Source organism: Sorangium sp. So ce321, from assembly GCF_051530195.1.
Taxonomy (GTDB): Bacteria; Myxococcota_A; Polyangia; order Polyangiales; family Polyangiaceae; genus Sorangium.
The window spans coordinates 1,234,299-1,256,023 of sequence record NZ_CP150329.1 but is presented as its reverse complement, the minus strand read 5'-3'; the positions used below and the strand labels follow the sequence as shown (position 1 = coordinate 1,256,023).

13 protein-coding genes and 1 pseudogene are annotated in these 21,725 nt (G+C 69.2%); 5 read left to right on the top strand and 9 right to left on the bottom strand.

Annotated features, from left to right (window positions below; genetic code table 11):
* Positions 1-44: 44 nt before the first annotated feature.
* The gene (locus WME89_RS04810) at positions 45-1,604 is read right to left on the bottom strand and encodes a hypothetical protein (protein ID WP_438008075.1); all 1,560 of its coding nucleotides are present in this window, start codon (positions 1,602-1,604) and stop codon (positions 45-47) included.
* Between the two features lie 663 nt (positions 1,605-2,267).
* On the opposite strand from WME89_RS04810, the gene astD reads away from it, so the two are divergent.
* From astD to WME89_RS04795, 3 genes are all read left to right on the top strand, one after another.
* Complete coding sequence (astD, locus tag WME89_RS04805) at positions 2,268-3,740, top strand: succinylglutamate-semialdehyde dehydrogenase (RefSeq protein WP_438008074.1); 1,473 nt, start codon at positions 2,268-2,270, stop codon at positions 3,738-3,740.
* A 238-nt stretch (positions 3,741-3,978) separates the two neighbouring features.
* On the top strand, positions 3,979-4,593 hold the full coding sequence (locus WME89_RS04800) for a hypothetical protein (RefSeq protein WP_438008073.1): 615 nt from the start codon (positions 3,979-3,981) through the stop codon (positions 4,591-4,593).
* A 12-nt stretch (positions 4,594-4,605) separates the two neighbouring features.
* Positions 4,606-5,172 carry a hypothetical protein gene (locus WME89_RS04795; protein WP_438008072.1) on the top strand — a complete coding sequence of 189 codons (567 nt, stop codon included), beginning with the start codon at positions 4,606-4,608 and terminating at the stop codon, positions 5,170-5,172.
* Between the two features lie 978 nt (positions 5,173-6,150).
* Here the strand turns inward: WME89_RS04795 and WME89_RS04790 are convergent.
* On the bottom strand, positions 6,151-7,668 hold the full coding sequence (locus tag WME89_RS04790) for a hypothetical protein (protein ID WP_438011887.1): 1,518 nt from the start codon (positions 7,666-7,668) through the stop codon (positions 6,151-6,153).
* A 608-nt stretch (positions 7,669-8,276) separates the two neighbouring features.
* On the opposite strand from WME89_RS04790, the gene WME89_RS04785 reads away from it, so the two are divergent.
* Positions 8,277-10,619 carry a family 43 glycosylhydrolase gene (locus tag WME89_RS04785; protein ID WP_438008071.1) on the top strand — a complete coding sequence of 781 codons (2,343 nt, stop codon included), beginning with the start codon at positions 8,277-8,279 and terminating at the stop codon, positions 10,617-10,619.
* Between the two features lie 289 nt (positions 10,620-10,908).
* Here the strand turns inward: WME89_RS04785 and WME89_RS04780 are convergent, their stop codons facing one another.
* The gene (locus tag WME89_RS04780) at positions 10,909-12,738 is read right to left on the bottom strand and encodes a glycoside hydrolase family 43 protein (protein WP_438008070.1); all 1,830 of its coding nucleotides are present in this window, start codon (positions 12,736-12,738) and stop codon (positions 10,909-10,911) included.
* 804 nt (positions 12,739-13,542) lie between these two features.
* Between WME89_RS04780 and WME89_RS04775 the strand changes: the two genes are divergently transcribed.
* On the top strand, positions 13,543-15,246 hold the full coding sequence (locus WME89_RS04775; protein WP_438008069.1) for a glycoside hydrolase family 43 protein: 1,704 nt from the start codon (positions 13,543-13,545) through the stop codon (positions 15,244-15,246).
* Between the two features lie 79 nt (positions 15,247-15,325).
* On the opposite strand, the gene WME89_RS04770 is transcribed toward WME89_RS04775, so the two are convergent.
* From WME89_RS04770 to WME89_RS04745, 6 genes and pseudogenes are all read right to left on the bottom strand, one after another.
* Complete coding sequence (locus WME89_RS04770) at positions 15,326-16,615, bottom strand: cytochrome P450 (RefSeq protein WP_438008068.1); 1,290 nt, start codon at positions 16,613-16,615, stop codon at positions 15,326-15,328.
* A gap of 146 nt (positions 16,616-16,761) precedes the next feature.
* Complete coding sequence (locus tag WME89_RS04765) at positions 16,762-17,454, bottom strand: ROK family protein (RefSeq protein WP_438008067.1); 693 nt, start codon at positions 17,452-17,454, stop codon at positions 16,762-16,764.
* A gap of 262 nt (positions 17,455-17,716) precedes the next feature.
* Positions 17,717-18,832: a pectin acetylesterase-family hydrolase gene (locus WME89_RS04760; RefSeq protein ID WP_438008066.1), complete on the bottom strand. Its 1,116-nt coding sequence runs from the start codon at positions 18,830-18,832 to the stop codon at positions 17,717-17,719.
* Between the two features lie 73 nt (positions 18,833-18,905).
* Positions 18,906-19,511, bottom strand: a complete 606-nt coding sequence (locus tag WME89_RS04755) for a hypothetical protein (protein ID WP_438008065.1) — start codon at positions 19,509-19,511, stop codon at positions 18,906-18,908.
* 463 nt (positions 19,512-19,974) lie between these two features.
* A pseudogene (locus WME89_RS04750) lies at positions 19,975-20,583 on the bottom strand (GDSL-type esterase/lipase family protein); the annotation flags it as partial.
* A 64-nt stretch (positions 20,584-20,647) separates the two neighbouring features.
* Positions 20,648-21,685 carry a hypothetical protein gene (locus WME89_RS04745; RefSeq protein WP_438008064.1) on the bottom strand — a complete coding sequence of 346 codons (1,038 nt, stop codon included), beginning with the start codon at positions 21,683-21,685 and terminating at the stop codon, positions 20,648-20,650.
* Positions 21,686-21,725: the final 40 nt, after the last annotated feature.

Genomic DNA, 21,725 nt, shown 5'->3' with positions numbered 1-21,725 from the left:
TCCCCCCTCACGGTGAGGGGGGCCTGACGCTGGACGCGCCGTGGCTAGCCGCGCAGGGCGGCGGTCGCCTGGGGCCGCAGCGCCGGACGCGGCCGTTTGGCCACCTCGGCCTTCCTGGGCACGGGCGGCCTGGCGTCGGCTCTCCAGGGCTGGAAGCGCTCGTCCTTCCACATCACGAGGCCGCCCGAAAGGGGCGCCTCGGGGGCCGCGTCGTCGTCGGAGCGCAGCCAGACGAGCGGGCGCGCCTCGAAGACGGGCTTCGTGCACGCGATGTCCTCGAACGCCGCGGACCATGACCCGGTGTTCCCGAAGAACACCCCGTCTTCCCAGCTCCCCTCCGGGTTGTGGGTGTGCCCGAAGATCACCGCCTTGGCGCCGTGCGCCCTGGCCACGAGCCGCGCCGCCCGGTTCACGCCCTGCCAGACCGCATCCAGCGTGGGCTTCGGGACCGCGCACTCGTAGGCGACGAGGAGCGTCGGCGCGAGCAGCGCCGCCGGCGCGAGCCCCTCGGGCATCCAGCACAGGCACGCGAGCGCGGCGAGCAGCCCGACCAGCGCGAGGCCGAGGCGGTCGAGCCAGAGCTCGCGCGCCACCCGGCCGAGGCAGTCCTCGGCGGGCCGCGCGAAGAGCCGCGCGTGCTTCGCCACCGCGGGCAGCGGCGCGCCCGTCTCGCGGGCGGCCGCGGCGAGGCCCGCGCGCCGGAGCCCGCGGCGGCACGGGTCGCGCCTGCGCACGAGCTCGACCATCGTGCGGAGGGCGCCGACGGCGAACGCGAGGATGAGGGAGCGGCCCGTGAACAGGTAGTACCGCGCCCAGTGGGCGAGGTAGCCGAAGCCGGAGAGCATGAACGACGAGTCGACGTGCGGGTTGAAGTACCCCATGCGCGACACGAGCAGCCGGCTCACGAGCGAGCCCATCGTCGGCTGGATCTCCCCCGGGTTCCGGCCGAAGGGCGCCATCGGGTAGCGGTAACAGCAGTACGAGTCGTACTGATTGCCGTGCTCGACGATGACACCGTCCCGCGTGCGGTGGAACCAGGAGCGGAAGACGACCCGCGCCGCGAGCGCCGCGCGGAGCTCTTCCGCCGGGCGGCGCTCTTCGGCCGCGCGCGCGGGGCGCGTCGGAGGAGCGCTGTCCCGGGAGGAGAGCTCGCGGGCGGCCGCGTCGACGATGCGCCGCTGGACCGCGTCGCGCACCTCGGGCAGCGTGAGCTGGATGTCGTGGTTGCCGGCGACGAAGACGACGGTGTGCCCGTCCGCGACCACCCGGCCGACGGCGTCGACGAAGATCGGGTGATCGCGCAGGATGGCCTCCATCGCCGGGACGGCGTGCGCGGCGGTGCGCGGCAGGTCGTGGACCACGCTCTCGTTGTCGATCACCCGGGGCGCATCCAGGTCGAAGATGTCGCCGTTCAGGACCAGCGTGAGCTCGTCGGGCTCGGTCGCGAGCCCCCCGGGGCCGCCCTTCCCCTTCCGCACTTCTGCTCGGAGCGCGTCGAGCATCGCCGCGATCTCCCCGTCAGGGGAGTACGGCGCCTGTCGATAGCGCATCCAGAGGCCGGCGGTCGGCTCGAGCTCACATAGATGGATGTCTGAGATAGCCACCGTGTGGTGCATCGACGGGGAAACTGACATGTCCACGTTTCCACGCCAGCCACAGGACCGTCAAGACTTGGTGTCATGGCCCGTCGTGGGCGCCCTGCCGCCGTGCGCCCGGAGCGTGATCCAGGCTCGAACACGCGCTTCACACCGGTTCGCCACCGTGCATTCCTGTGAATGTCGCGAGTTCGCCACGAGCGCTCTCGGTGCGCTCGAACAGAGAAAGCATTGAGCTCTGCTCTCAGGGATTCTCGTCGAGCGAGCAGCCGAGTTAGCGGACCCCATCCGTTGGGGGTCCATCGAACCAGCACACGCTCTGTTGGGGTCACCCCCGGGCGTGCGTCCGGCGCGGCGGGTGCGTCCGGCGCGGCGGGGCGTGGCGTCCGGCGCGGCGGGTGCGTCCGGCGCGGCGGGTGCGTCCGGCGCGGCGGGGCGTGCGGGCGTCCGGCGCGGCGGGGCGTGCGGGGCGTGCGGGGCGTGCGGGGCGTATGACAGGCGGCCCCATCTGCGTGGGCAGGCCGCGAGCGAGCGCTGCGCTGCCGAGGGGCGTGGGCCCGCGCTCGCGGCGCCGGCCTCTGGTACGGTGCACACTGAGGCGAGGCTCCGCGGTCCCTCGTGTCTGGACGGACTGCTGAGCCCGTGTGGTGTTCCGCGAGGGAGAGAGTGATCATGTCGACCCATTTCATCGGCGACGCATGGGTGGCCGGCGCGGGGGAGCCGTTCGCGAGCCGGAACCCGGTGACGCAGGCGATCGTCTTCGAGGGGCGCGCCGCGGCGGAGGAGCAGGTGGACGCGGCGGTGAAGGCGGCGCGCGGCGCGTTCAGGGCGTGGCGCGATCGCGGCTTCGAGGAGCGGATGGCGCTGGTGAAGCGGTTCGCCGGGCTGCTGGGCGAGCACAAGGCGCGGCTCGCCGACGTGATCGGGCTCGAGACGGGAAAGCCGCGCTGGGAGGCGCTCACCGAGGTGCAGACGATGATCGGCAAGGTCGACGTGTCGCTCATGGCCCACAGGGAGCGGACGGGCGAGCGGCAGGCCGAGGCGGGCGACGCCACGGCGGTGGTGCGGCACCGTCCGCACGGGGTGGTCGCCGTGTTCGGCCCTTACAACTTCCCGGGCCACCTGCCGAACGGCCACATCGTCCCGGCCTTGATCGCGGGCAACTGCGTTGTCTACAAGCCCTCGGAGCTCGCGCCGAAGGTCGCCGAGGAGACCGTGCGGCTCTGGCAGGAGGCGGGCGTCCCGGCGGGGGTGCTCAACCTGGTTCAGGGCGGGAAGAGCACCGGCGTCGCGCTGGCGGGTCACCCGGACATCGACGGCCTCTTCTTCACGGGGAGCTCCGCGACGGGCAACGCGCTGCACCGGCAGCTCGCGGGCCGTCCGGACAAGATCCTCGCCCTGGAGATGGGGGGGAACAACCCGCTGATCGTCCAGGACGTCGCGAACACGGAGGCGGCGATTCACCACATTCTCCAGTCGTCGTTCATCTCGGCGGGGCAGCGGTGCACGTGCGCCCGGCGGCTGCTCGTGCCGGCGACGCCGGAGGGCGACGCGCTGCTGGGGCGCCTGGCCGAGGCGGCGGGCCGGCTCAAGGTGGGCAGGTACGACGACGCGGAGCAGCCGTTCATGGGCGCGGTGATCTCGCTCGCCGCCGCGGATCAGCTGCTGAGGGCGCAGGCGCGGCTGCTCTCGCTGGGCGGCAAGGTGGTCCTGGAGATGCGCCGGCTCGAGGAGGGGACGGCGCTGCTCTCGCCGGGGATCATCGATGTATCGGCGATCGAGGAGCTCCCGGACGAGGAGTATTTCGGGCCGCTCCTCCAGGTGCAGCGCTATGCGAGCTTCGATGAGGCGCTGTCGCTGGCCAACCGCACGCGTTACGGGCTCGCGGCCGGGCTGTTCTCGGACCGCAAGGACCTTTACGAGCAGTTCTGGCGGGAGTCGCGGGCGGGGATCGTCAACTGGAACAAGCCGCTGACGGGCGCGTCGAGCGCGGCGCCCTTCGGCGGGATCGGCAGCAGCGGCAACCACCGGCCGAGCGCGTATTACGCGGCGGACTACTGCGCCTATCCGGTGGCGGGGCTGGAGGCGGAGGGCGTCGTGCTCCCGGGGCAGCTGGCGCCGGGGATGAGGCTCACGACGGGCTGATAAATTCCGGTTTCTCTGACCCGAGGTCGTCAACCCCGCGGATCCTGGCGCGGGCCGGCTTCAGCCTATCTGGCGCGGCTCACCCCTGAAACCGTGGAATGTCAGGGCTGCCCATGCCGTCGATGGTACGGCGGGATTTCGAGAGTCCTCACACGTTCGCCCCAGCTGGACGCCCCGCGCGTCGAGCACAAGAGATTGCTGCAACGGGCCTATTCGGACCCGCGGGAGGAGAAACATCATGCATTCTCTGTTCGTGGCGCTCGCCACCGCAGCCATCCTCGTCCTCGGCGCCTCGCGCGCCTCCGCCGACGTGCAGAATGTACCAGAGCTGTGCGAACAAGGCATCGGAGCGACCGGCTTCGAAACCGGGAGAAGCGCGCAGCACGCCATTGTCATGCGCCTCTGGAGCGTCGAGTTCAGGGCCGATTTCCACCGCGCCAACCAGTTCATCGACAACGTCACCCGGACCGTGCTCGCCGCGCAGCCCCCTGTCACGGTCGAAGACAACGCCTTTCTCGGCTGCCGCTTCATCGGCATGGTCGACGGCGCGACCCGAGCGATCGTCGAGATCGCCACGAATCAACTCATCGCCTGCGCCAAAGAAGGCGTCGACATGGGCACGCACCTGGCGCAGCTCAACTGCGCGCTGACCCAGATGTTCAAGGGCGAAGTGAGTGCTCAGCGCGTGTGCTACGTGACCATAGATATCGAGTGCCGCGTCGACATCGATCTGGGTTGCCGGACGGGCTTCGATAGGTACGTGCGGGACCACGGCTCCTCCGCGTGCTTCAAGCTGACGCGCAGTCCTGAGCTTGCCACGTTCATCAAGGACGCCGGCTGCAACCTTCTTTGAGGATACGGCGCCATGAAGCTCCCCATTTTGATGCTCCTGCTCATGGCCGCTACGCCTGTCTGGGCGCGAGCGGCGCGACCGGCCTCCTGCGCCAGCGGCTTAGGTCAAAGCGGCTACGACGCGGGGTACGATGCCCAATCGAAGGTGCTCGCCCAGCTCTGGAGCACCCACCACGAATCCTGTGATCAGTTCAATCAATTCAAGAACCAGGTGGAGCTCACGCTCACCAACGATCTGCCGGAGAACGTCTTCCTGCGATGCCGGCGAGCCGGCATGATCCAGGCCTTCGAAGACGCGGTCTCCCGCATCGCGCTGGCGTGCACGTCCACCTGCGCGTTCGACCTCGAACCTTACACAAAGCGCTCGGCGCAGATGTTCTGCAGCGGGACGACGGCGGCCGCTTTCGCCCAGGCCTTGCTAAAGGCGGGCATCGCGACCCCCGCCTGCGGCGCCAACGACTGGACGACGTGCAAGCAGAAGGTCAAGACCGAAGCCGAGGCCACCTGTCGCGACACCGTGGAGGCCCGCCGCGGCGAGCTCGATCTACTGGCGGCCGCCGCCTGTCCATCACCGGAGTGAGCAGGCCGCGGTTCATCCGGTCGCGGTAGGGACGGCTGCGTACGCTACGACATCGTGAACGCCTGCATCGCGGCATTGTGAACACCCAGATCGCGGCATCGTGAACGCTCGTTTCGCGACGGTGAGCGCCCATGCATCAAAGGGGGCCACCGTCGCTGCACCGCCTGCGTGGCGACACTACCCAGGCGACGATTACGTACGTGGCCTCGACGTGCGTCGAGGGGCGCGGCCCCGCCGCTGCCTGCGGCAGGCGCGCCGCCCGCTTCGCCGGGCGCGCCACCTTGCCCCGGAGCAGCGTCACTCCCACAACCGATGGTCAGGCCGACGGCGTGCGCGGCGGAGGGGCGCGGCAGCGTGGTGCGCTCCCCACGCCGCGGTTCGCGCGCAGCGCGGAACACTCACGGCACGGTGTATTCGCAGAAGCCGGCCTTGCATGCCACGGTACCGCTCCCGCAAGGCGGGATGGCGCCGCGCAACGTGCAGGAGAAACTGCATGAAAAGTTGTCACGGAACTCGCTCACGAGCGACGCGTTGATGGCCATATCTTCTCCACCGTTGGCGCAGTCGCAGCAGCCATTGGTGACGTACACACACTCGCTGTCCTGAGAGCACTCTCGGTACCTGAGCGTGTCTGCCCGGCTCAACGGCTGCTCCGTGCGTCTCCCGCACCCTGTAAAAGCCAGCAGCACCGCGATCGCAGACATGTTTTTCATCCGAGGCCAACCCCTCGCTCTGTACAGAAGCACCGGTGAGACCGCGCCTTGGGTCCGCCCTGGGTAGGCACGATCGGCGCAGATGTCGTCGCACGAGCCATCCGCGATGGTCAAGAAAGCGCTATTCATCGGGACCGAGCCGAGTGGTTTCACGATCTTACGGTAGTTAGCGTCGGGGCTTCGGGGCTTCCCGGTGCCACCGGCAATGCGCGACGTGGAGTGGCACGCTCGCCTCGCCGCAGGTGCCGCGGCTCCCGCAGGATGTTCAGTAGTGGGCGATGATCGCGTCGAGCTCCGCCTGCGTGACCCGGACCGCGTTCGCGTGGCGCACGCCGGACGGAAAGCGGTACTGCGCGCTCGGGAGCTCCGTCCAAGAGCCCGGATCCGCGTCGAGATCCGTCGTGCTCCAGCACCCGAACACACCGCCGTTCAGGTAGTAGTCGGCGAACAGGTACCATCGACTCTGCCGCGGATCCTTGATGACGAACGGTCCCTCCGTCGCTCGTCTCCTGCTCTGGGTCGACCCGCGCGTGATGTAGTCCGCGCTCCATCGCGTGAACGTCGCCGGATCGAGCGCGAGCGTCGGCGAGCGCGCGATCTGGATGTCCTTGCCCGAGCCGGTGAGCGCGCTTCCGCTGCTGTCCGTCTCGTCCTTGAAGAAGAGGTAGTTGCGGTCGTTCCATTGCGTGATCGTCGCGTCGATGACGCTGTAGCCCGGATCGAAGAGCACGTCGGGCGTCGGGTTGACGATGGTGACGAAGTCCTCCGTGTAGCTGACGTAGATGCGGTTCGCGCCCGTGGTGTCGTTTCCGGACCAGATGATCGCATAGAGCCTGCGATCGGGGTCATAGTAAGCCTCCGGGGCCCAGGCGTGCATCGGGGCGGCGCCGGGGCCCGGGAGGTTCGTGAGCGTGATCAACCGGGGATTCGTGAAGGTGATGAGATCGGTCGAGTCCGCCACGAAGATCTTGGAGCTCGGGTGGTTCCAGTAGTTCGCGTCGTTATTCGAGAGCGTCCAGTCCGTGGCGATATAGACGTACGTTCCATCGTTCTTGCGGAACAGGAACGGATCTCGGATGTGATTCGTCCCCATCCCGGTGAGCTGGTACGCCGGCTGTCCATCGGCGAGGGTCGACCAGCGAAGCCCGTCGGTGCTGTGGGCGAGGTGCAGCGAATCGCTCGACACGTCCTGATTCGGCCCGAAGTAGCTCAGCACCCACGCACCCGGGGAGCAGCTGGTTGCGTTCATCGTGGCCGTGTGCTCGCCGTTCGTGCACTCGAGGCAGCCGCGGTCCGTGGTGCTGCTCCCCTCCGTGCCGACGAGCTCCCCTGGCACGCAGTCGGTCCACGCGACGCACGTCGTCGTGGGATCGGCGTCGTCGTCCCAGGTGCCGTCCCCGCACTCGACAGGCGCGGCGGTCCCGCCAGCGCAGTACGTGCCCGGCGGGCAGGCGTCGCACTGCGCGGGCGTGGCGCTCGTCCCCGGCGCGGTCTGCCTCGTCCCGGGCGCGCAGGGCGTGTGCGCCCTGCAGCTCGGCGCGTTCATCGTGTCGCTGAAGGTGTCCTCCGGGCACGCCGTGCACCGCCGGTCCGCCGTGGGCGAGCCCTCGGCGCTCGCGAAGGTGCCCGCGGCGCAGCCTGTCCATGCGACGCAGCTCGTCGCGCCATCGCCATCGTGATCCCAGGTGCCCCCGGAGCACGCGGGGGGCTCGGTATCGGGTCCTGCGTCTCCGCCGGTCGTCGTCACCGGGTCGCTGCACCCGGAGGTCCACAAGAGCGCCACCAAGAGTCGTGCTCTCGAGCTGCTTCCCGAACGTGCCATCTCGCTCCTCGATGTCGTGCGTGGTTGCTGCGCCGATGGACGCTGGCGTGAGGTGCTCCGGCGCTCAGCGGGCGAGGCGTTCACATCCTCGTCCACAGCTGGCTCGGCTCGCCGTTGCAGGACCGGATGATCAGCGAGAGAAACTGTGAGCGTTCACATTGTTGGTGTCAATCAAAACCGACCGGCGCGCGGCCATCCTCGGACCCGGTGGCTGACCAGTCGAGACCGGCTGGGAGGCCGTCCTGCGCGAGGCCGAGGCGGCCGAGAGCCCCGTCCTCCTGACCGGATCCGGCGCTCGTCCGGGCCTCCGCGCCGCCTGCCCTCCCGCGTGCAAGGGGTCGGGATCGAGATCATGGCGAGCTCCGAGGTGGATGGGCTCCCGGGGAACGGCGCCGTGAGCTCGTCGCCGGGCCATCTCGATTGACGCCGATTCTGTGAACGTTCACAATTGCTCTCGAACGGCCCTTTCGCTCTGTCCAGGACCGGTCGTCGTGCGCGCGGGCGCTCGTCCTCGGGATCGGTCCCGGCACGGCTCCTCTCGCTCGGTCATCGCGGACGAGGGTCCACCGATGGATAGAGCCCCCCTCATCATGCGAGCACCGAGATCTCCCCACCCGGAGTGCACTTCCCTCTCTACGCCACGCGCTGCGCTCACGGCGGCAGCTCGCGCCTTCGCCGCGCTGCTCGTGGTGGTCGGGTGCTCGGAGGGGCCCTCGACCGATGCGCCGGGCGCGTCGACCGGATCACCGGGCAATTCATTGCGGATCACGACGGCGGGCACGGCGCTCAGCACCTCGGAGTCCGGCGGGCGGGTGACCGTGAGCGTGGCGCTCGACGCCGCGCCGAGCGGGCCTGTCACGGTGCCGGTCTCGAGCTCGGATGCGACCGAAGGCTCCGTCTCACCGACGACCGTCTCCTTCACGGCGCAGGACTGGAGCGTCCCTCGAGAGATCACGGTCACGGGCGTGGACGATGCGGAGCGCGACGGGGACCAGGTCTTCCGCGTCCGCCTCGGGCCCTCGGTCTCTGCAGACCCAGCGTCCGACGGCCTCGTCGCGGAGTCCGCTGACATCACGAACACGGACGACGACGCTCCAGGGACGGCGGCGATCGTCGTCAGCGACCCGTCGGGGCCCCTCGCCGAGCGCGGCGCGCCCGTGACGTTCACCGTGCGCCTCGCGTCGCAGCCGAGCGCGCCCGTGACGATCGCGCTCAGCGTCAGCGACACGACCGAGGCGGCGCTGAGCCATGCGGACCTGACGTTCACGGAGGCGAGCTGGAGCACCGCGCAGACCGTGACCTTGAGCAGCGTCGATGACTGGCAGGCCGACGGAGCTCAGCCCGTACGCGTCGCCTTCGGCTCACCGGCCAGCGAGGACCCCGAGTACGCGGCCCTCGCTGCCCCCGCGGATCTCGAGCTCTCCAACCTCGACGACGACGTCGGAGGGGGCTACCAGATCCGCACGGCGCGCATGGAGGACGCACCGCTCTACGTCGCGCACTCCTATTATCATGCGATGATCACCGACCTCGACGACAGGGCGAACGACCAGCTTCCTGCGGACTTCCAGTGGAGAGTGGTTCCCGCCCTCGCGAACCCGGATGATCCGACGCTGGTGTCGTTCGAGTCTGTGGGCTTCGCCGGTCGCTACCTGCACGTCGACAGCGCGAGCTCGACCCGGTACCCGCCGCAGAGCGAGGCGTCCAACCGGGCTGACGGGCTCTGGCAGACCCCACCCGAAGAGAGGAGTCACCTTCTGTGGATCGACGTGTTCACGGACACCGCCGAGTTCCGGAGGGACGCCACGTTCCGGATCGTGCCCGCGCTGAACGGGGATCCGACGATGGTCTCGCTGCAGTGGTACTCGGACCCGACACGTTATCTCCGGCACCTGAACTACCAGATTCACGCGCACGTGCTCGACGGCACGGCGGTCGAGCGCTCCGAGGCGTCGTTCGCGCTCGAGCCGCTCGGCTATTTGATCTCGCAGCGCGCAGATCCCCACATCCAGCGGCACACGGACGGGTACTACTACTTCACCGCGAGCGTGCCGACGTACGATCGCATCGAGATCAGGCGCGCGACCACGATACGAGGCCTGGCCAACGCGACCCCGAAGGTCGTCTGGACGAAGCACGCGACCGGCCCGATGGCGGCGCACATCTGGGCGCCCGAGCTACATTTCATCGACGGCAAGTGGTACATCTACTTCGCCGCCGGAAGCTCGACCAACATCTGGGCCATTCGCATGTATGCGCTCGAGAGCTCATCGGCCAACCCGATGGAAGGCGCGTGGGCCGAGCGAGGGCAGATCGTGACGGACTCGGACACCTTCGCGCTCGACGCGACGACGTTCGAGCACGACGGCAAGCGCTATCTCGTGTGGGCGCAGGAGGACCCCAGCGTCGCGGGCGACAACAGCAGCTTGTTCATCGCGGCCATGGTGAACCCGTGGACGCTGGCCCGCCCCAACGTGCGGATCGCCAGACCCGAGCACGCCTGGGAGACGGCGGGGTTCGCGGTCAACGAGGGTGCTGCCGTGCTCGAGCGGAATGGGCGGGTCTTCATCAGCTACTCAGCGAGCGCGACGGACGCCCGCTACTGCCTCGGCCTGCTCACGGCGAGCGCGACGGACGACCTGCTGAGCGCCAGCTCGTGGACGAAGAACGAGAATCCAGTGTTCGTCAGCGCAAACGGGCTGTATGGCCCGGGCCACAACTCGTTCACGACCTCGGCGGACGGGTCGATCGACGTGCTCGTGTACCACGCGCGGAACTACGAGAAGATCACGGGCGACCCGCTCTACGACCCGAACCGTCACACGCGCGTCCAGCGGCTCGGATGGAATGCGGACGGAACGCCGAGCTTCGGCGCTCCGCTCCTGAACGGCGCGAGCACGATCGGCGACTGACCGTTTCGACGAGGAGTCGAGCACGAGCAGCGAGGCGCGGAGCTCGGACGCTCGCGGGTCCGGCCGCGGTGAAGAACCAGCGCCGCCCGCGCGACGCTGCCGCGAAGCGGCGCAGAGGTCCGGCCATCCATGGCCGGACCTCTGGCGGGCGGAGCTGGCTCGCTGGATGGTCAACGACGGCAGCGGCGGCCGTCGGGGAGCGGGGAGGGTGCGCCGGGGCCGAGGGGGCCCTTCCCGTCATGCTGGACGCGATGGGGCCCGACGTCGATCGAGATGCGCGAATAGCACGCTACGGCTTGGTCACCTCGAAGGAAGCGACGTTCACCGAGCCGCCCAGAGACTGCGTGGCGTAGTTGAAGATACCGAAGCGATAACCGAGGAAGTACTGCCAGTCCTTGGTCATGTTGAGCGTGTTGCCCAGGTCAGTGAACCGGGTGCCGTCCGTGCTGTAGGAGAAGCGCGCTTGCGCGCCGCCGCCGTCCGTGCGGACGTTGGCCTCCACGCGCAGCCAGATCTTGTCGCCTGTGACGTCGGCGCCAGCCACCTCATTACCCTTGCTCGTCGTGGTCCAGGAGGTGTTCATGTTGACCCCGTTGGTCATCACGACGCGCGTTCCCCCGTTGGTCTTCTTGACCCCGATCCACGCCGACACGTCGCGCAGGGCAGCGAGGCCGGCGACATCGCCGTTCTTCATCTTGCTATGGTCGAGCTCGATCGTCCCGATCGAGACGGGCCCCGCGATGCGGCGCGTCAGCGTGTTCCGAGCGGCATAGAGATCGTCGGTCACCGTCGCCGTCTGCAGGGTCAGCCCAGCCCCGGAGGACCACTTGGTGTCGTCGGGGTTGTGGTTCCACTCCCATTCAGGGCGCAGGGTCTCTCCCGCGAAGGTATCCTTGCTCGGAGGCGGCGTCACGCGATTCGAGCCGCAAGGCAGGTTCGGGAAGGGGTACGTACCTCCCCATTTGCCGTCCACCAAGGTGACCGAGGGCCAGCCGTCGGTCCATGTCATCGGGGCCATGACCGGAATGCGGCCAACCGGGAACGCGTCATTGAACCCGATGTAGTACCATTCGCCGTTCTGCGTCTCGACGATGCCGCCTTGATGCGGGCTCCCGCCGGAGCCCGGGGCGCCAGCGTAGGGCAGCTTGACCGCGAAGGGCCGCAGCTCGTAGGGACCGAACGGCCCGTTCGTCGATCGCAGCACGTACTCACCGTTCGCGTACTGCGTGGTGAAGATGTAGTAGTTCCCGTCCTTCTTGTAGAAGCGAGAGCCCTCCAGCGGTCCGGAGAGGGTGCCCGGCGTCTGGAACACGACTTGGCTCTTGACCTGGCTGAAGCCGTCTGCGCTCAGCTGGGCCACGCTGATCGTGTTGTTCCCGGAAGCCACGTACATGGTGTCGTCGTCGTCGATCAACAACCCCATGTCGTAATAACAACCACCTTTGTGCTTCTCCCACGGACCTTCGGGTGACTTGGCGGTGAAGACCCAGCCGCCACCCTTGTTGTGCATGCAGCCCATCCAGTAGAAGGTCTCGTTGCTCTTCCGGTACTGGAGCGTGGACGCCCAGATCCCGTTCACATAGGATCTACCCCCGTTCAGGTCGTACGACGCGTCCATGTCCAGCCGGGGGACGGAGTGCGAGACGTATTCCCAGTGCACCAGATCGTAGGAGCGGAGCAGGGGCGCTCCGGGCGAATGGTGGAACGAGGACGCCGTATAGTAGTAGGTGTCGTCGACGCGAATGACCTCATCATCGGGGAGGTCTTCCCAGATGAGGGGATTGGAGTAGGTCTCAGGGCAGACAGCAGGGGCGCCACCACCCGAGCCACCGTCGCCGCCGCCGGTGCCAGAGTCACCGCCCCCGGACGCCGCCGGTCCTCCGCTGGAGCTCGTCGAGCCGCCGCTCGTCGCCTGCCCAACGCTCCCGCTCGAGCCGCTGACGATCGAGCTGCCCGTCCCAGGGCCAGCCGTCGTACCCGTGGTGTCGCCGCCGCCATCGCCGCCCTGCGACTCCCCGCTACAACTTGCAAGGAGAGAGACGAGGACTACTGTAGACGCCGTACCGGCTGTACGTCGAATGCGAGAGCGGGTGTTGGTAGATTGGAGAGGGAAGTGCATGGTGATATCCCAAGGAAAAAGGTCGGCGAGAGCGCTCAGCACGCCGCTGGGCCACTGGCGGTGGCCGAGCTGCCCCCCGGCGACTTCCCGCGCTGCCCGAGGTGCCTGACGCACCTCCTCCTCCGTCGGCCGGCTTCTCGTGTTCGAGGATTCCAGGGACAATTGTGAACGCTCACATGCCGGGGTCAATCAAAAATTGACCGGGGCGCGGCGCGCCTCGATCCCGCTGGGTGCGCAGCGGCGGCCGGCCGCGGCGCTCGCGTGAGCTTCCGCACACGTTCGGCTCGTGCCGATCTCGCGCGCCCCTCGCGCGTGCGCACGGCTCGTTCTGGGCCGATCATTCTGGAATGATCGGTCCAGAACGAGCCGCGCGCGAGGACCGCTGGGAGCGAGCAGGGGGCCAGCCCGAGCTGCGCGACGGGCAGCGGCCAGGGCAGCCGCAGGCCGACCGGTTTGGATTGACATCCGACATGTGAACGCTCACACTTACCCCCAGGGTTCATCCTTCGCGCTGAGCCCTGCACGGGTCGTCATGCGCACCGTGCCTTTCTTCGACGAGCACATCGGCGCGCGCGGCGGCGCCATCCAGCCGGTACGACACCGCGTTCGTCAGCGGCCCGAGCGGTAGCCTCTGTCTCTGTCTTCTCCCGCACCTGCCGGCGCCATGGAGCCGGTCTAGCCGGCCTTCAGCGTGCCTCGTTTGTACACGAAGAAATCGGCGTCGGTCGCTTCAACGGCCGTGATCAACTGTTCCGGACCCCAATCGATCAGGTGAACATGCATTCCTCAAGAAGGTTGGCGCCAGTGACCTGGTGCGGGGGCGCGCTCGTCTTGGCCGGGCTCTTCGCGAGCCCTTCCGCGCTCGCCGATTATCCCATCGCCTCGCACCGCTACATCGCCGACCCGGCCTCGCTGGTGCACGGCGGGCGCGTCTACCTCTACGGCTCGAACGACGACGACAACGTCAAGGCCGACGGCTCGGACGACGGCTACAAGATGGCCTCGTTCGTGGCGATCTCGAGCAGCGACCTGAAGAACTGGACCGACCACGGGGAAGTGATCCGCGTGCCCCGCGACGCCTCCTGGGCGGCCAACACGTGGGCCCCCGCGCTCGTGGAGCGCGACGGCACCATCTACATGTACTTCGCCAACAACGGGTCAGGTATCGGCGTCGCCTCGAGCGACAGCCCGACCGGCCCGTTCAGAGACGCGAAGGGCAGCGCCCTCATCACCTCGAGCACCCCCGGCGCCTCGGGACAAAACATCTGGCTCTTCGATCCGGGGGTCTTCATCGACGACGACGGCCAGGCGTACCTCTACTTCGGCGGCAACGGCGAGCAGAACGCGCGCGTCATCAAGCTGAACAACGACATGGTGAGCGTCTCGGGCTCGGCCACCGCGATCACGGTCCCGTACTTCTTCGAGGCCTCCTGGATGCACAAGCGCGACGGCGTTTACTACCTGTCGTACTCGACGAACCCCGCGAACGGCATGCGGATCGACTACCTCACGAGCACGAGCCCCACGTCCGGCTTCACTCACCGCGGCACGGTGGGGCCCCAGCCGCCGAAGAACAACAACAACAACAACCACGCGGCGATCTTCGAGTTCGGCGGCTCCTGGTACCATGCCTACCACAATCGCTCCGTCGCCAACGACGCCGGCGAGCCCCCGGGCTACCGCCGGAACCTCGGGCTCGAGTCGTTCACCTACAAGGACGACGGCTCGATCGTGCCAGTGACCTACACGCCGGACGGGCTCAAGCAGGTCGGGCACCTCGACCCCTACGCGCGCGTCGAGGCCGAGACCTTCAACGCGCAGCGCGGCATCGAGACCCAGCCCTGCAAGGAGGGGGGGATGAACCTCTCCAGCATCGAAGACGGCGACTGGGTACGTCTCCGCGGGGTCGACTTCGGCGAAGGGGCGGAGAGCTTCAGCGCGCGCGTCGCGAGCGCCGCGCAGGGCGGCAGCATCGAGCTCCACCTGGACGCGCCCGACGGCACGCTCGTGGGGACCTGCGCTGTCGAGGCGACCGGGGACTGGCAGACGTGGAGCGATACGTCGTGCGCGGTCGACGGCGCCGCCGGCGTGCACGACCTGGTTCTGGTCTTCACCGGCGGCGATTCGTACCTCTTCAACGTGAACTCCTGGCAATTCTCGCCCATCGGGGGCGCGGGAGCCGGCGGGGGTGACACGGCTGGAAGCACGAGCGGCGGTGGCGGCGTCGCCTCCGGCTCAGGCTCTGGCTCGGGCTCTGGCTCCGGCGGAGGGTCCACGGTCGGTACGGGCGGGGCTTCCCCGGGCCCGACGTCGACCGCCCAGGCGTCGTCGGGGGGAACCTCCGACGGTGAAGCGAGCGACCCAGCCGGCTGCAGCTGCCGCGCGGCGAGCCGCGCTCCGTCCGGGAATTCCCTCGTGCTGACAGCGCTGCTCGCGGCGTCCCTGGGGCTCCGGCGGCGCGGCCGAACCGGGCGTGGCCCGGGAGCCACGAGCTCGATCTCGGGATGAACCCCACGTCGCGCCGCATCCCCCGCGGCGAGCGACGTGCACCGTCTCCTCCAGGCAATGTGCGTACGGCGCGGTGCGGTTACGGAGAGGCCTTCTCCTGACCCAGCTCCACCGGGATGGCGGCGAGGCCGCGCACGCCGGGGTTCATCCGCCACGTCAGCGGGGCGGAGGAGAGCTCGGCGTTCGGGAAACGGCGGACGAACGTCGCGATCGCTGTCTGGGCCTCCACCCGGGCCAGCGCGGCGCCGGCGCAGTAATGCACGCCCAGGCCGAACGAGATGTGACGGATGTCCGTGCGGTGGAAATCGAGCCGGTCGGGCTCGGGGAACTGCGCGGGATCGCGGTTCGCCGCGCCGAGCACCAGGAAGGCGCGATCGCCCTTCGGGATCCGCGCGCCGTCGAGCTCGATGTCCTCCAGCGCCACCCGGCTCATCCACTGCACCGGGGAGTCGTAACGGAGCAGCTCCTCCACCGCCGGGCCGACGAGCATCGGCGACCCGCGGAGCTCGTCGCGCGCGGCGGGGTGGCGCAGCAGCGCGAGCAGGCCATTGCCGATGAGGTTCTTCGTCGTCTCATGGCCGCCGAAGAGCAGCATGCAGCACGTCGAGAGCAGCTCCTGCTCGCCGAGGATCATGCCCTGCTCCTCCGCGACGATGAGCTGACTCAGCAGGTCGCTCCCGGGGCTCTGGCGCCGGGCCGCGATCACGCCGCGGAAATACTCCTCCAGCTCGGCCACGGCGCTCAGCGCGCCGCCGGCGATCTCCAGCGTCGGCCGGCCCGCGCCGAGGAAGCCGCCGAGCGCGTTGGACCAGCCCTTCAGCTTGTGGCGGTCCTCGGCGGGCACGCCGAGCACCTCGCCGATCACGAGCAGCGGCAGGAGGTCGCCGAGGTCGCGCAGGACGTCCATCTGCCCCGCCGGAGCGACAGCGTCGAGCAGCTCGTTGACGAGCGCCTCCACCCGCGGACGCAGCCCCTCGACGAGCCGCGGCACGAACGCCTTGTTGATCAGCGAGCGGATGCGCGTGTGCTCCGGCGGGTCGAGCAGCAAGGCCCACGACGCCAGGTTGCGGCGCAGGGGCTCGAGCCGCTGCCGCACCTCGTCCGGCAGCTTCGTCACGAAGGCGCTCGAGCGCTTCGCCGAGAGGCGCGGGTCGCGGAAGCCCGCGGCGACGTGGTCGTAACGGGTGACGAGCCAGCCGTTATAGCCCGCGCTGAAGTACACCGGCGCTTCCTCGCGCAGCCTGGCGTAGACGGGGTACGGGTTCGCGAGGGTCGCCGGCGATTGAAGGCGGAACGGGTCGAGATCGGCGTCCGCCGCCGGAGTGGCCGCGGGCGTTGCGTCGGGCTTCGGTGCGTCGGGCGAGTTCATCGAGCCAGGGTACGACGGTCGCGACCGCTTTGGAACCGGCGCGGCCCGCGCCCGCGAGCGCACGCCCGGCGGGTAGGGCCGCGCGCGAGGCGACGCGGGGCGCGGAGGGCCGCGCCTCCCCCGGCGCCTAGCCGCGCGGGCGCGGCTCAGGCCCAGAGCTTGATGCCGCCGAGCAGGCCGGCGATGTTGTCCACCACGACGACGTTCTCGGGCAGCCGCGAGGCGTCGAGCAGGCGCGCATTGCCGCCGCCGAGGTAGAGCTTGCGGTAATTGAAGATCGGCTCGATCTGCGCGATCATCTGGCGCACGCGCTTGTTCCAGCGCTTCGGGCCGATGCGCTTGCACTCGGCGTCGAACACGCGGTCCTCGTACTTCAGGTCCCGCTTGCCGTACGGGTGGTGCCCGAGCTCGAGGTTGGGCACGTAGTGGCCGTCGATGTACAGGGCGCAGCCGAGCCCCGTGCCGAAGGTGAGCACCATCTCGAGCCCCTTGCCCTCGATGACGGCGAGCCCCTGGATGCCGGCGTCGTTGGCGACGCGCGCAGGCCTCCCGAGGCGGCGCTCGGCGGCCTCGGCGAGCGGGTAGCCCTTCCACTTCTCGTTGTCGAGGTGGGGCGCCGTCTTGGTCACGTTGTCCATCACGACGCCGGGGAAGCCAATCGAGACCCGATCGAACTCCCCCTGGGCGCGGGCGATGTCCGCGATGACGTCGAGGATGGGCTCCGGCGAGGCCGGCTGGGGCGTCGGCACGCGCACGGGGTCCGTCTTCGGAGTCCCCTGCTCGTCGAGGATGGTGGCCTTGATCCCAATTCCGCCGATATCGATACAAAGCGTGCGCATGGATCCCTCTGTGTTCCCCCGGAGCACTTCCTCCGAGGCTGTCGCGGGGGCGCCTGCGCGCCCGCGATCACGGCGGACATAATCTAGAGCTCTGGCGGAGTGTCAACTGGCGCCGCAGCGCCGCGAGCGCGCGCGCCCGGAACGGCGGTCTGCGCCCGGGATCCGGCCGCCGCCGCGCCCTCGCCGCGCGCGCCGCGCCTCCCCTCCCCCGCCGCCCGGCCCCGCGCCCGCCCGTGGCGGCGAGGCGCGCCGGGGACGCAGGCTAGGGGGAACCGCACGCGTCGCAGGCGACGCTCGGCGGGGCCTCGCCGTTCACGAGGCTGTCGAGCCACCGCACGAGCCGCGTCCCGCCCGACTCGACCGTGTAGAACTCGGGCCGCCAGAGGATGCAGTGCGCGCTGCCGGGGGCGAGGAACGAGCTGAAGTTCTCCGTCGACGCCTCGATATCGGCGACCGACGCCCTCATCGCATCCGACCAGGCCTGGGCGTCGCCGCCGCCCATCGCCTTGAAGAAGAAGCTCTGGTCGTCATCGTACACGGTGTTGTACTGCGACAGGCGCATGTCGGGGTAGTGGTCGCCGATGGCCTCGTAGAGCACGGAGAGCCTCGCGAGCTCGGCCGCGTCGAGGCCGGTGATCCACGCGGGATAGGCGCCCTGGGGCTTCCACGAGGGGAAACTGTCCTTGAAGAACGAGTCGGTGATGATCCCCGCGCCGCTGTCGGCGAACTGGACCACGGATGCGCCCTTGTAGTGCTCCCGCAGATGCGCGGACCACAGGATGGATCCGTACGCGCCCGCGCTGCAGCCCGTCACGAAGATCTTCTCGGGAGCGGGGACGTTCTCGTAAATCCAGCCGAGCGCCGCGCGCACGTTGACGGCGCCCTTGTGCTGGATGGTGACGGCCTGGTCCCCCTCTCCATAGGTGGCCGTGTTGTCGCCCCAGTGGATGTCCCCGGTGCAGTAGGGGATGTAGACATGGTGCCAGTCCCTGAAGGGGTTGTCCGGGTTCTCATGATCGTAGATCCCGGTCGCCCCCTGCTGGTTCACCACCGCGGCGTCCTCGGTGACCGTCTCCTGAAAGAGCGCGCCTGCGACAGAGCAGGTGGTCTGGCTCCAGCACGCGCCGCCGCCGCGGAACTCGACGATGAGGCGGTTGACGGTGCCCGGGCGGACGAAGTACTTGAACGGAGCGCCGCGCGAGCACGTCGTCTCACCGCCCGGCTCGATGGTGTTCCACCCGGGCGCCAGGCTCTGGATCCCGGCCGGTGGCGCGTTGCTCGGGCTTTCGTCCTTGGCGGACGGGCCGCCACAGCCGAGGAAGGCGAACAGGCACAGCGGCAGTTGAGCTTGAAGGAACGAGAGGGCCTTGATTCCCATGATTCCGGAGAATAGCACTCCGCGGATCTCGGGCTTCTCCGCCGGAGACGGCCGCCGGGGATGATGCTCCGCGCTATGGCGGCGGGGCGTGCTCTGCCCAGAGCTGGGCTGCGGCCGCGCTGACAGCGCGCCGGATCGACCCCTCGTCGAGGCGGGCTCGGTCGCGCGGCGCGAGGACCGCGCAGATGGCGAGCGCGGCGATGTAGAGGGCGCCGATGAGCCCGATCCAGCGCAGGCCGGACGCCCCCAGCCGTGAGATGATCTCGATGGGCACGATCTGCGCGCGGATCTGGACCGATCCGATCACGAGCACGGCGCGGTCTCCTTCCTGCAGGTCGATGTCGGCGGGGCCGGTCAGCAGGCGTCCGAGCCCGTCGGCGCCGTGGACGCGCGCCCGGGTCCGGCGCGGCACGTGCAGCACGTAGCGGGCGCCGGTCACCTCCGCGATGACCGGGGCTGCCCTGTCGAGCTCTGCTGACGGCACGCGCGCGATGGACGAGGGCGTGTCGCCGATGTACGCCCGCCCCTCGGCGAGCATGTGGCGGACGCCGATCACGTCCTTGCCTCGGACGGCCACGAGCTCGAGCGCGCGCCGCGCGGTGGAGCTCGTCGCGGGCGGCCGCGATCTCCGGTCGCTTACAGGTTCGGCCCTGGATGCCTCGTTAGGCCCTTTCGCCATACTCTACAGCCCCCTTCATCGGCCACTTGCAGGGCTCGACTCAGCACGTCACCCGCAGACCTGCCCTCGGCGGCGCCGCCCCGCGCGCTTCCGCATCACTCCCCTTCCCTGGCTTCCCTGGCACGGAGCGTTCCGCGGCCAAGCGCGCAAAGACGTGGCGCTCCGGCGGTCTCGTCCCGCGCGCAGGTCCGGCGGAGGCAACGTTTGCCCGGCGGGCGGAGGCTTGACGAGGGCGGGGCGCCCCGAGGCCCGGCAGGTGGACCGGAGCTCGCGCTCGACCTTGACGTCCGGCGCGAGCTCGTCGCGATGGCGGGGTGGCGGGGGCGCGCGCTGCGACAGCGCCCCCTTCGGGTTCATCGACCTCTTCAACGGCGCTCCCACGAAGGAGCACGGATGTGTGGCCGTCGTCGGGTATTCAGCGCGGATGGCGCCGTGGGCCAGCTCGGTCTCCGACCAGCAGGCGTCACGCTGCCGCTGGCGGAGCCGCCGACGTCGAGCCCAGTCCGGCCGCCATCGCATGATCAGCGGCGAGCGCCTGCACGTCGACCGCCTGCGCCATCAGGCGATTACCCACGGCGTTGGGGTGGGCATGATCCCCCGAGTCCGCGTCGACCCGCAGCCGCGAAGGGTGCCTCGGATCGCGGACGGCAAGATCGAGATCGACCACCGCGTCGAAAGCGCCGCCCGTCCTGATCCAGCGATTGACGGCGATGCGGGTCTCGTCCTTGTCCGACGTGTAGTGCTCCGAGCCCTCGAACGGCAGCAAGGTCGCGCCGACGACGCGGATCCCATTGACGTGCGCCTGCGCGATGAGCTGCTGGTACCCCGCGATCAGCGCCTCGGCCGGCAGCCGCGGCTCTCGCGGTGCAAATGGAGAGCCGGGAAAGACGATGTCGTTGATGCCGATCAAGACGATCGCCGTCCTGGTGCCCGACAGCGCGAGGAGCTCTCGCCCGATCCGGGACAGCGCCGCGCCGCCGATGCCGTCGCTCAGCAAGCGGTTCCCGGAGATCCCGGCGTTGACCACCGATACGCCAGCGGGGACCAGCCGCTCGGCCAGGAAATCCGACCAGCGACAAGAACGGAGGGCGCTCGCGCGGCTCGGCGGCGTTCGCCAGGCAGAGCTCGAGCGGCTGCTATCGCTGGACCAAAGAGCTCAGCCATGCCTCGATATCCCGCGTCGGCGCGTAGCTGTCTTGCTCTCGCTCGCGATCGCCGTCGAGCGAAAGCCTGAACATCGGGCACTCTTCCTCCGGCGGAAAGGTCTTCTTCTGCACGACGGCGCCGGTCCGCCTGTCGAACACGGTGGTCTCGGTCTCCTTGAACCGTATCGTCAGGTCAGGGAGCGGCTTTCCCGCTCGGTCCTTGTACCCGGTGCACGTCTTTCGGCCCTTGATCTCCGGGAGCCGGCGCGTGATGGCCACCTGATCGACGTCTTGCAGCAGGACCGCCTGGCCGAAGAGCTTCATCGAAGCCGTCTCCAGGAGGATCACGTTGCTCTGACCGCTGTCCTGCTTCGGCTCCCCTTCGAAGAGGACCGGACCATTCTTGACCCGCTCGAGCACCGACAGGACGGACATGACGGCGTCGACCTGGCGCAGCTCGATGGAAGCTGCCTGTCCGGAGGGGAGCTCGAGCGCGAGCGTCGCCTTGGGCCCTAGCAGGTAATCGCGGTACTTGGCGGCTGGGATCTTTCCGAGCTGGCCCTCGACATTGTCGAGCTTAACAATGTCATAGATATCGCTCTCGATGCGCCCGCTCTTCTCCGCGACCTTCCACCTGGTGCCTCGCGGGAAGCCGTGGAAGACGATCTGGTAGCTGCCCTCGAAGATGGAGACCTCGCCGTTGATCGCTTCGTCGGACTTGACGACGAATTTGCGCCCATTCGACCACTCGAGCTCGAACGGGCCGCGGAGAGATCCGGGGCCCCGATCGCCCCGCGAGGCGAGCGTGGCGACGCTCGCGGCCACGGCGACGGCGATGGCGGCCCCGAGCAGAGTCGCCGCTATCGTGCGGCTTCCCGCCGCAGCGGGGCGAGGCGCGGCCGCGGGCGGGCCTGGGCGTCGCAGCTCGTTCTGTGTTCCGCAGTAACGGCACACGATCGTGCGGCTGCCCGGCGGCACCTCCAGCGGCGCGATGCATCGCTGGCAGTGGTAAACGTCGACGGGGCTCATCGGCTGCAAGTTCCTCCAGGAGCGCGAGGGCACGTGGACG

What these genes read in the sequence shown, in the direction of transcription:
- astD (WP_438008074.1), top strand. Translation starts at nt 2,268, where the DNA reads ATGTCGACCCATTTCATCGGCGACGCATGGGTGGCCGGCGCGGGGGAG.
- WME89_RS04745 (WP_438008064.1), bottom strand. Translation starts at nt 21,685, where the DNA reads ATGAGCCCCGTCGACGTTTACCACTGCCAGCGATGCATCGCGCCGCTG.
- WME89_RS04795 (WP_438008072.1), top strand. Translation starts at nt 4,606, where the DNA reads ATGAAGCTCCCCATTTTGATGCTCCTGCTCATGGCCGCTACGCCTGTC.
- WME89_RS04800 (WP_438008073.1), top strand. Translation starts at nt 3,979, where the DNA reads ATGCATTCTCTGTTCGTGGCGCTCGCCACCGCAGCCATCCTCGTCCTC.
- WME89_RS04770 (WP_438008068.1), bottom strand. Translation starts at nt 16,615, where the DNA reads ATGAACTCGCCCGACGCACCGAAGCCCGACGCAACGCCCGCGGCCACT.
- WME89_RS04765 (WP_438008067.1), bottom strand. Translation starts at nt 17,454, where the DNA reads ATGCGCACGCTTTGTATCGATATCGGCGGAATTGGGATCAAGGCCACC.
- WME89_RS04780 (WP_438008070.1), bottom strand. Translation starts at nt 12,738, where the DNA reads ATGCACTTCCCTCTCCAATCTACCAACACCCGCTCTCGCATTCGACGT.
- WME89_RS04785 (WP_438008071.1), top strand. Translation starts at nt 8,277, where the DNA reads ATGGATAGAGCCCCCCTCATCATGCGAGCACCGAGATCTCCCCACCCG.
- WME89_RS04760 (WP_438008066.1), bottom strand. Translation starts at nt 18,832, where the DNA reads ATGGGAATCAAGGCCCTCTCGTTCCTTCAAGCTCAACTGCCGCTGTGC.
- WME89_RS04755 (WP_438008065.1), bottom strand. Translation starts at nt 19,511, where the DNA reads ATGGCGAAAGGGCCTAACGAGGCATCCAGGGCCGAACCTGTAAGCGAC.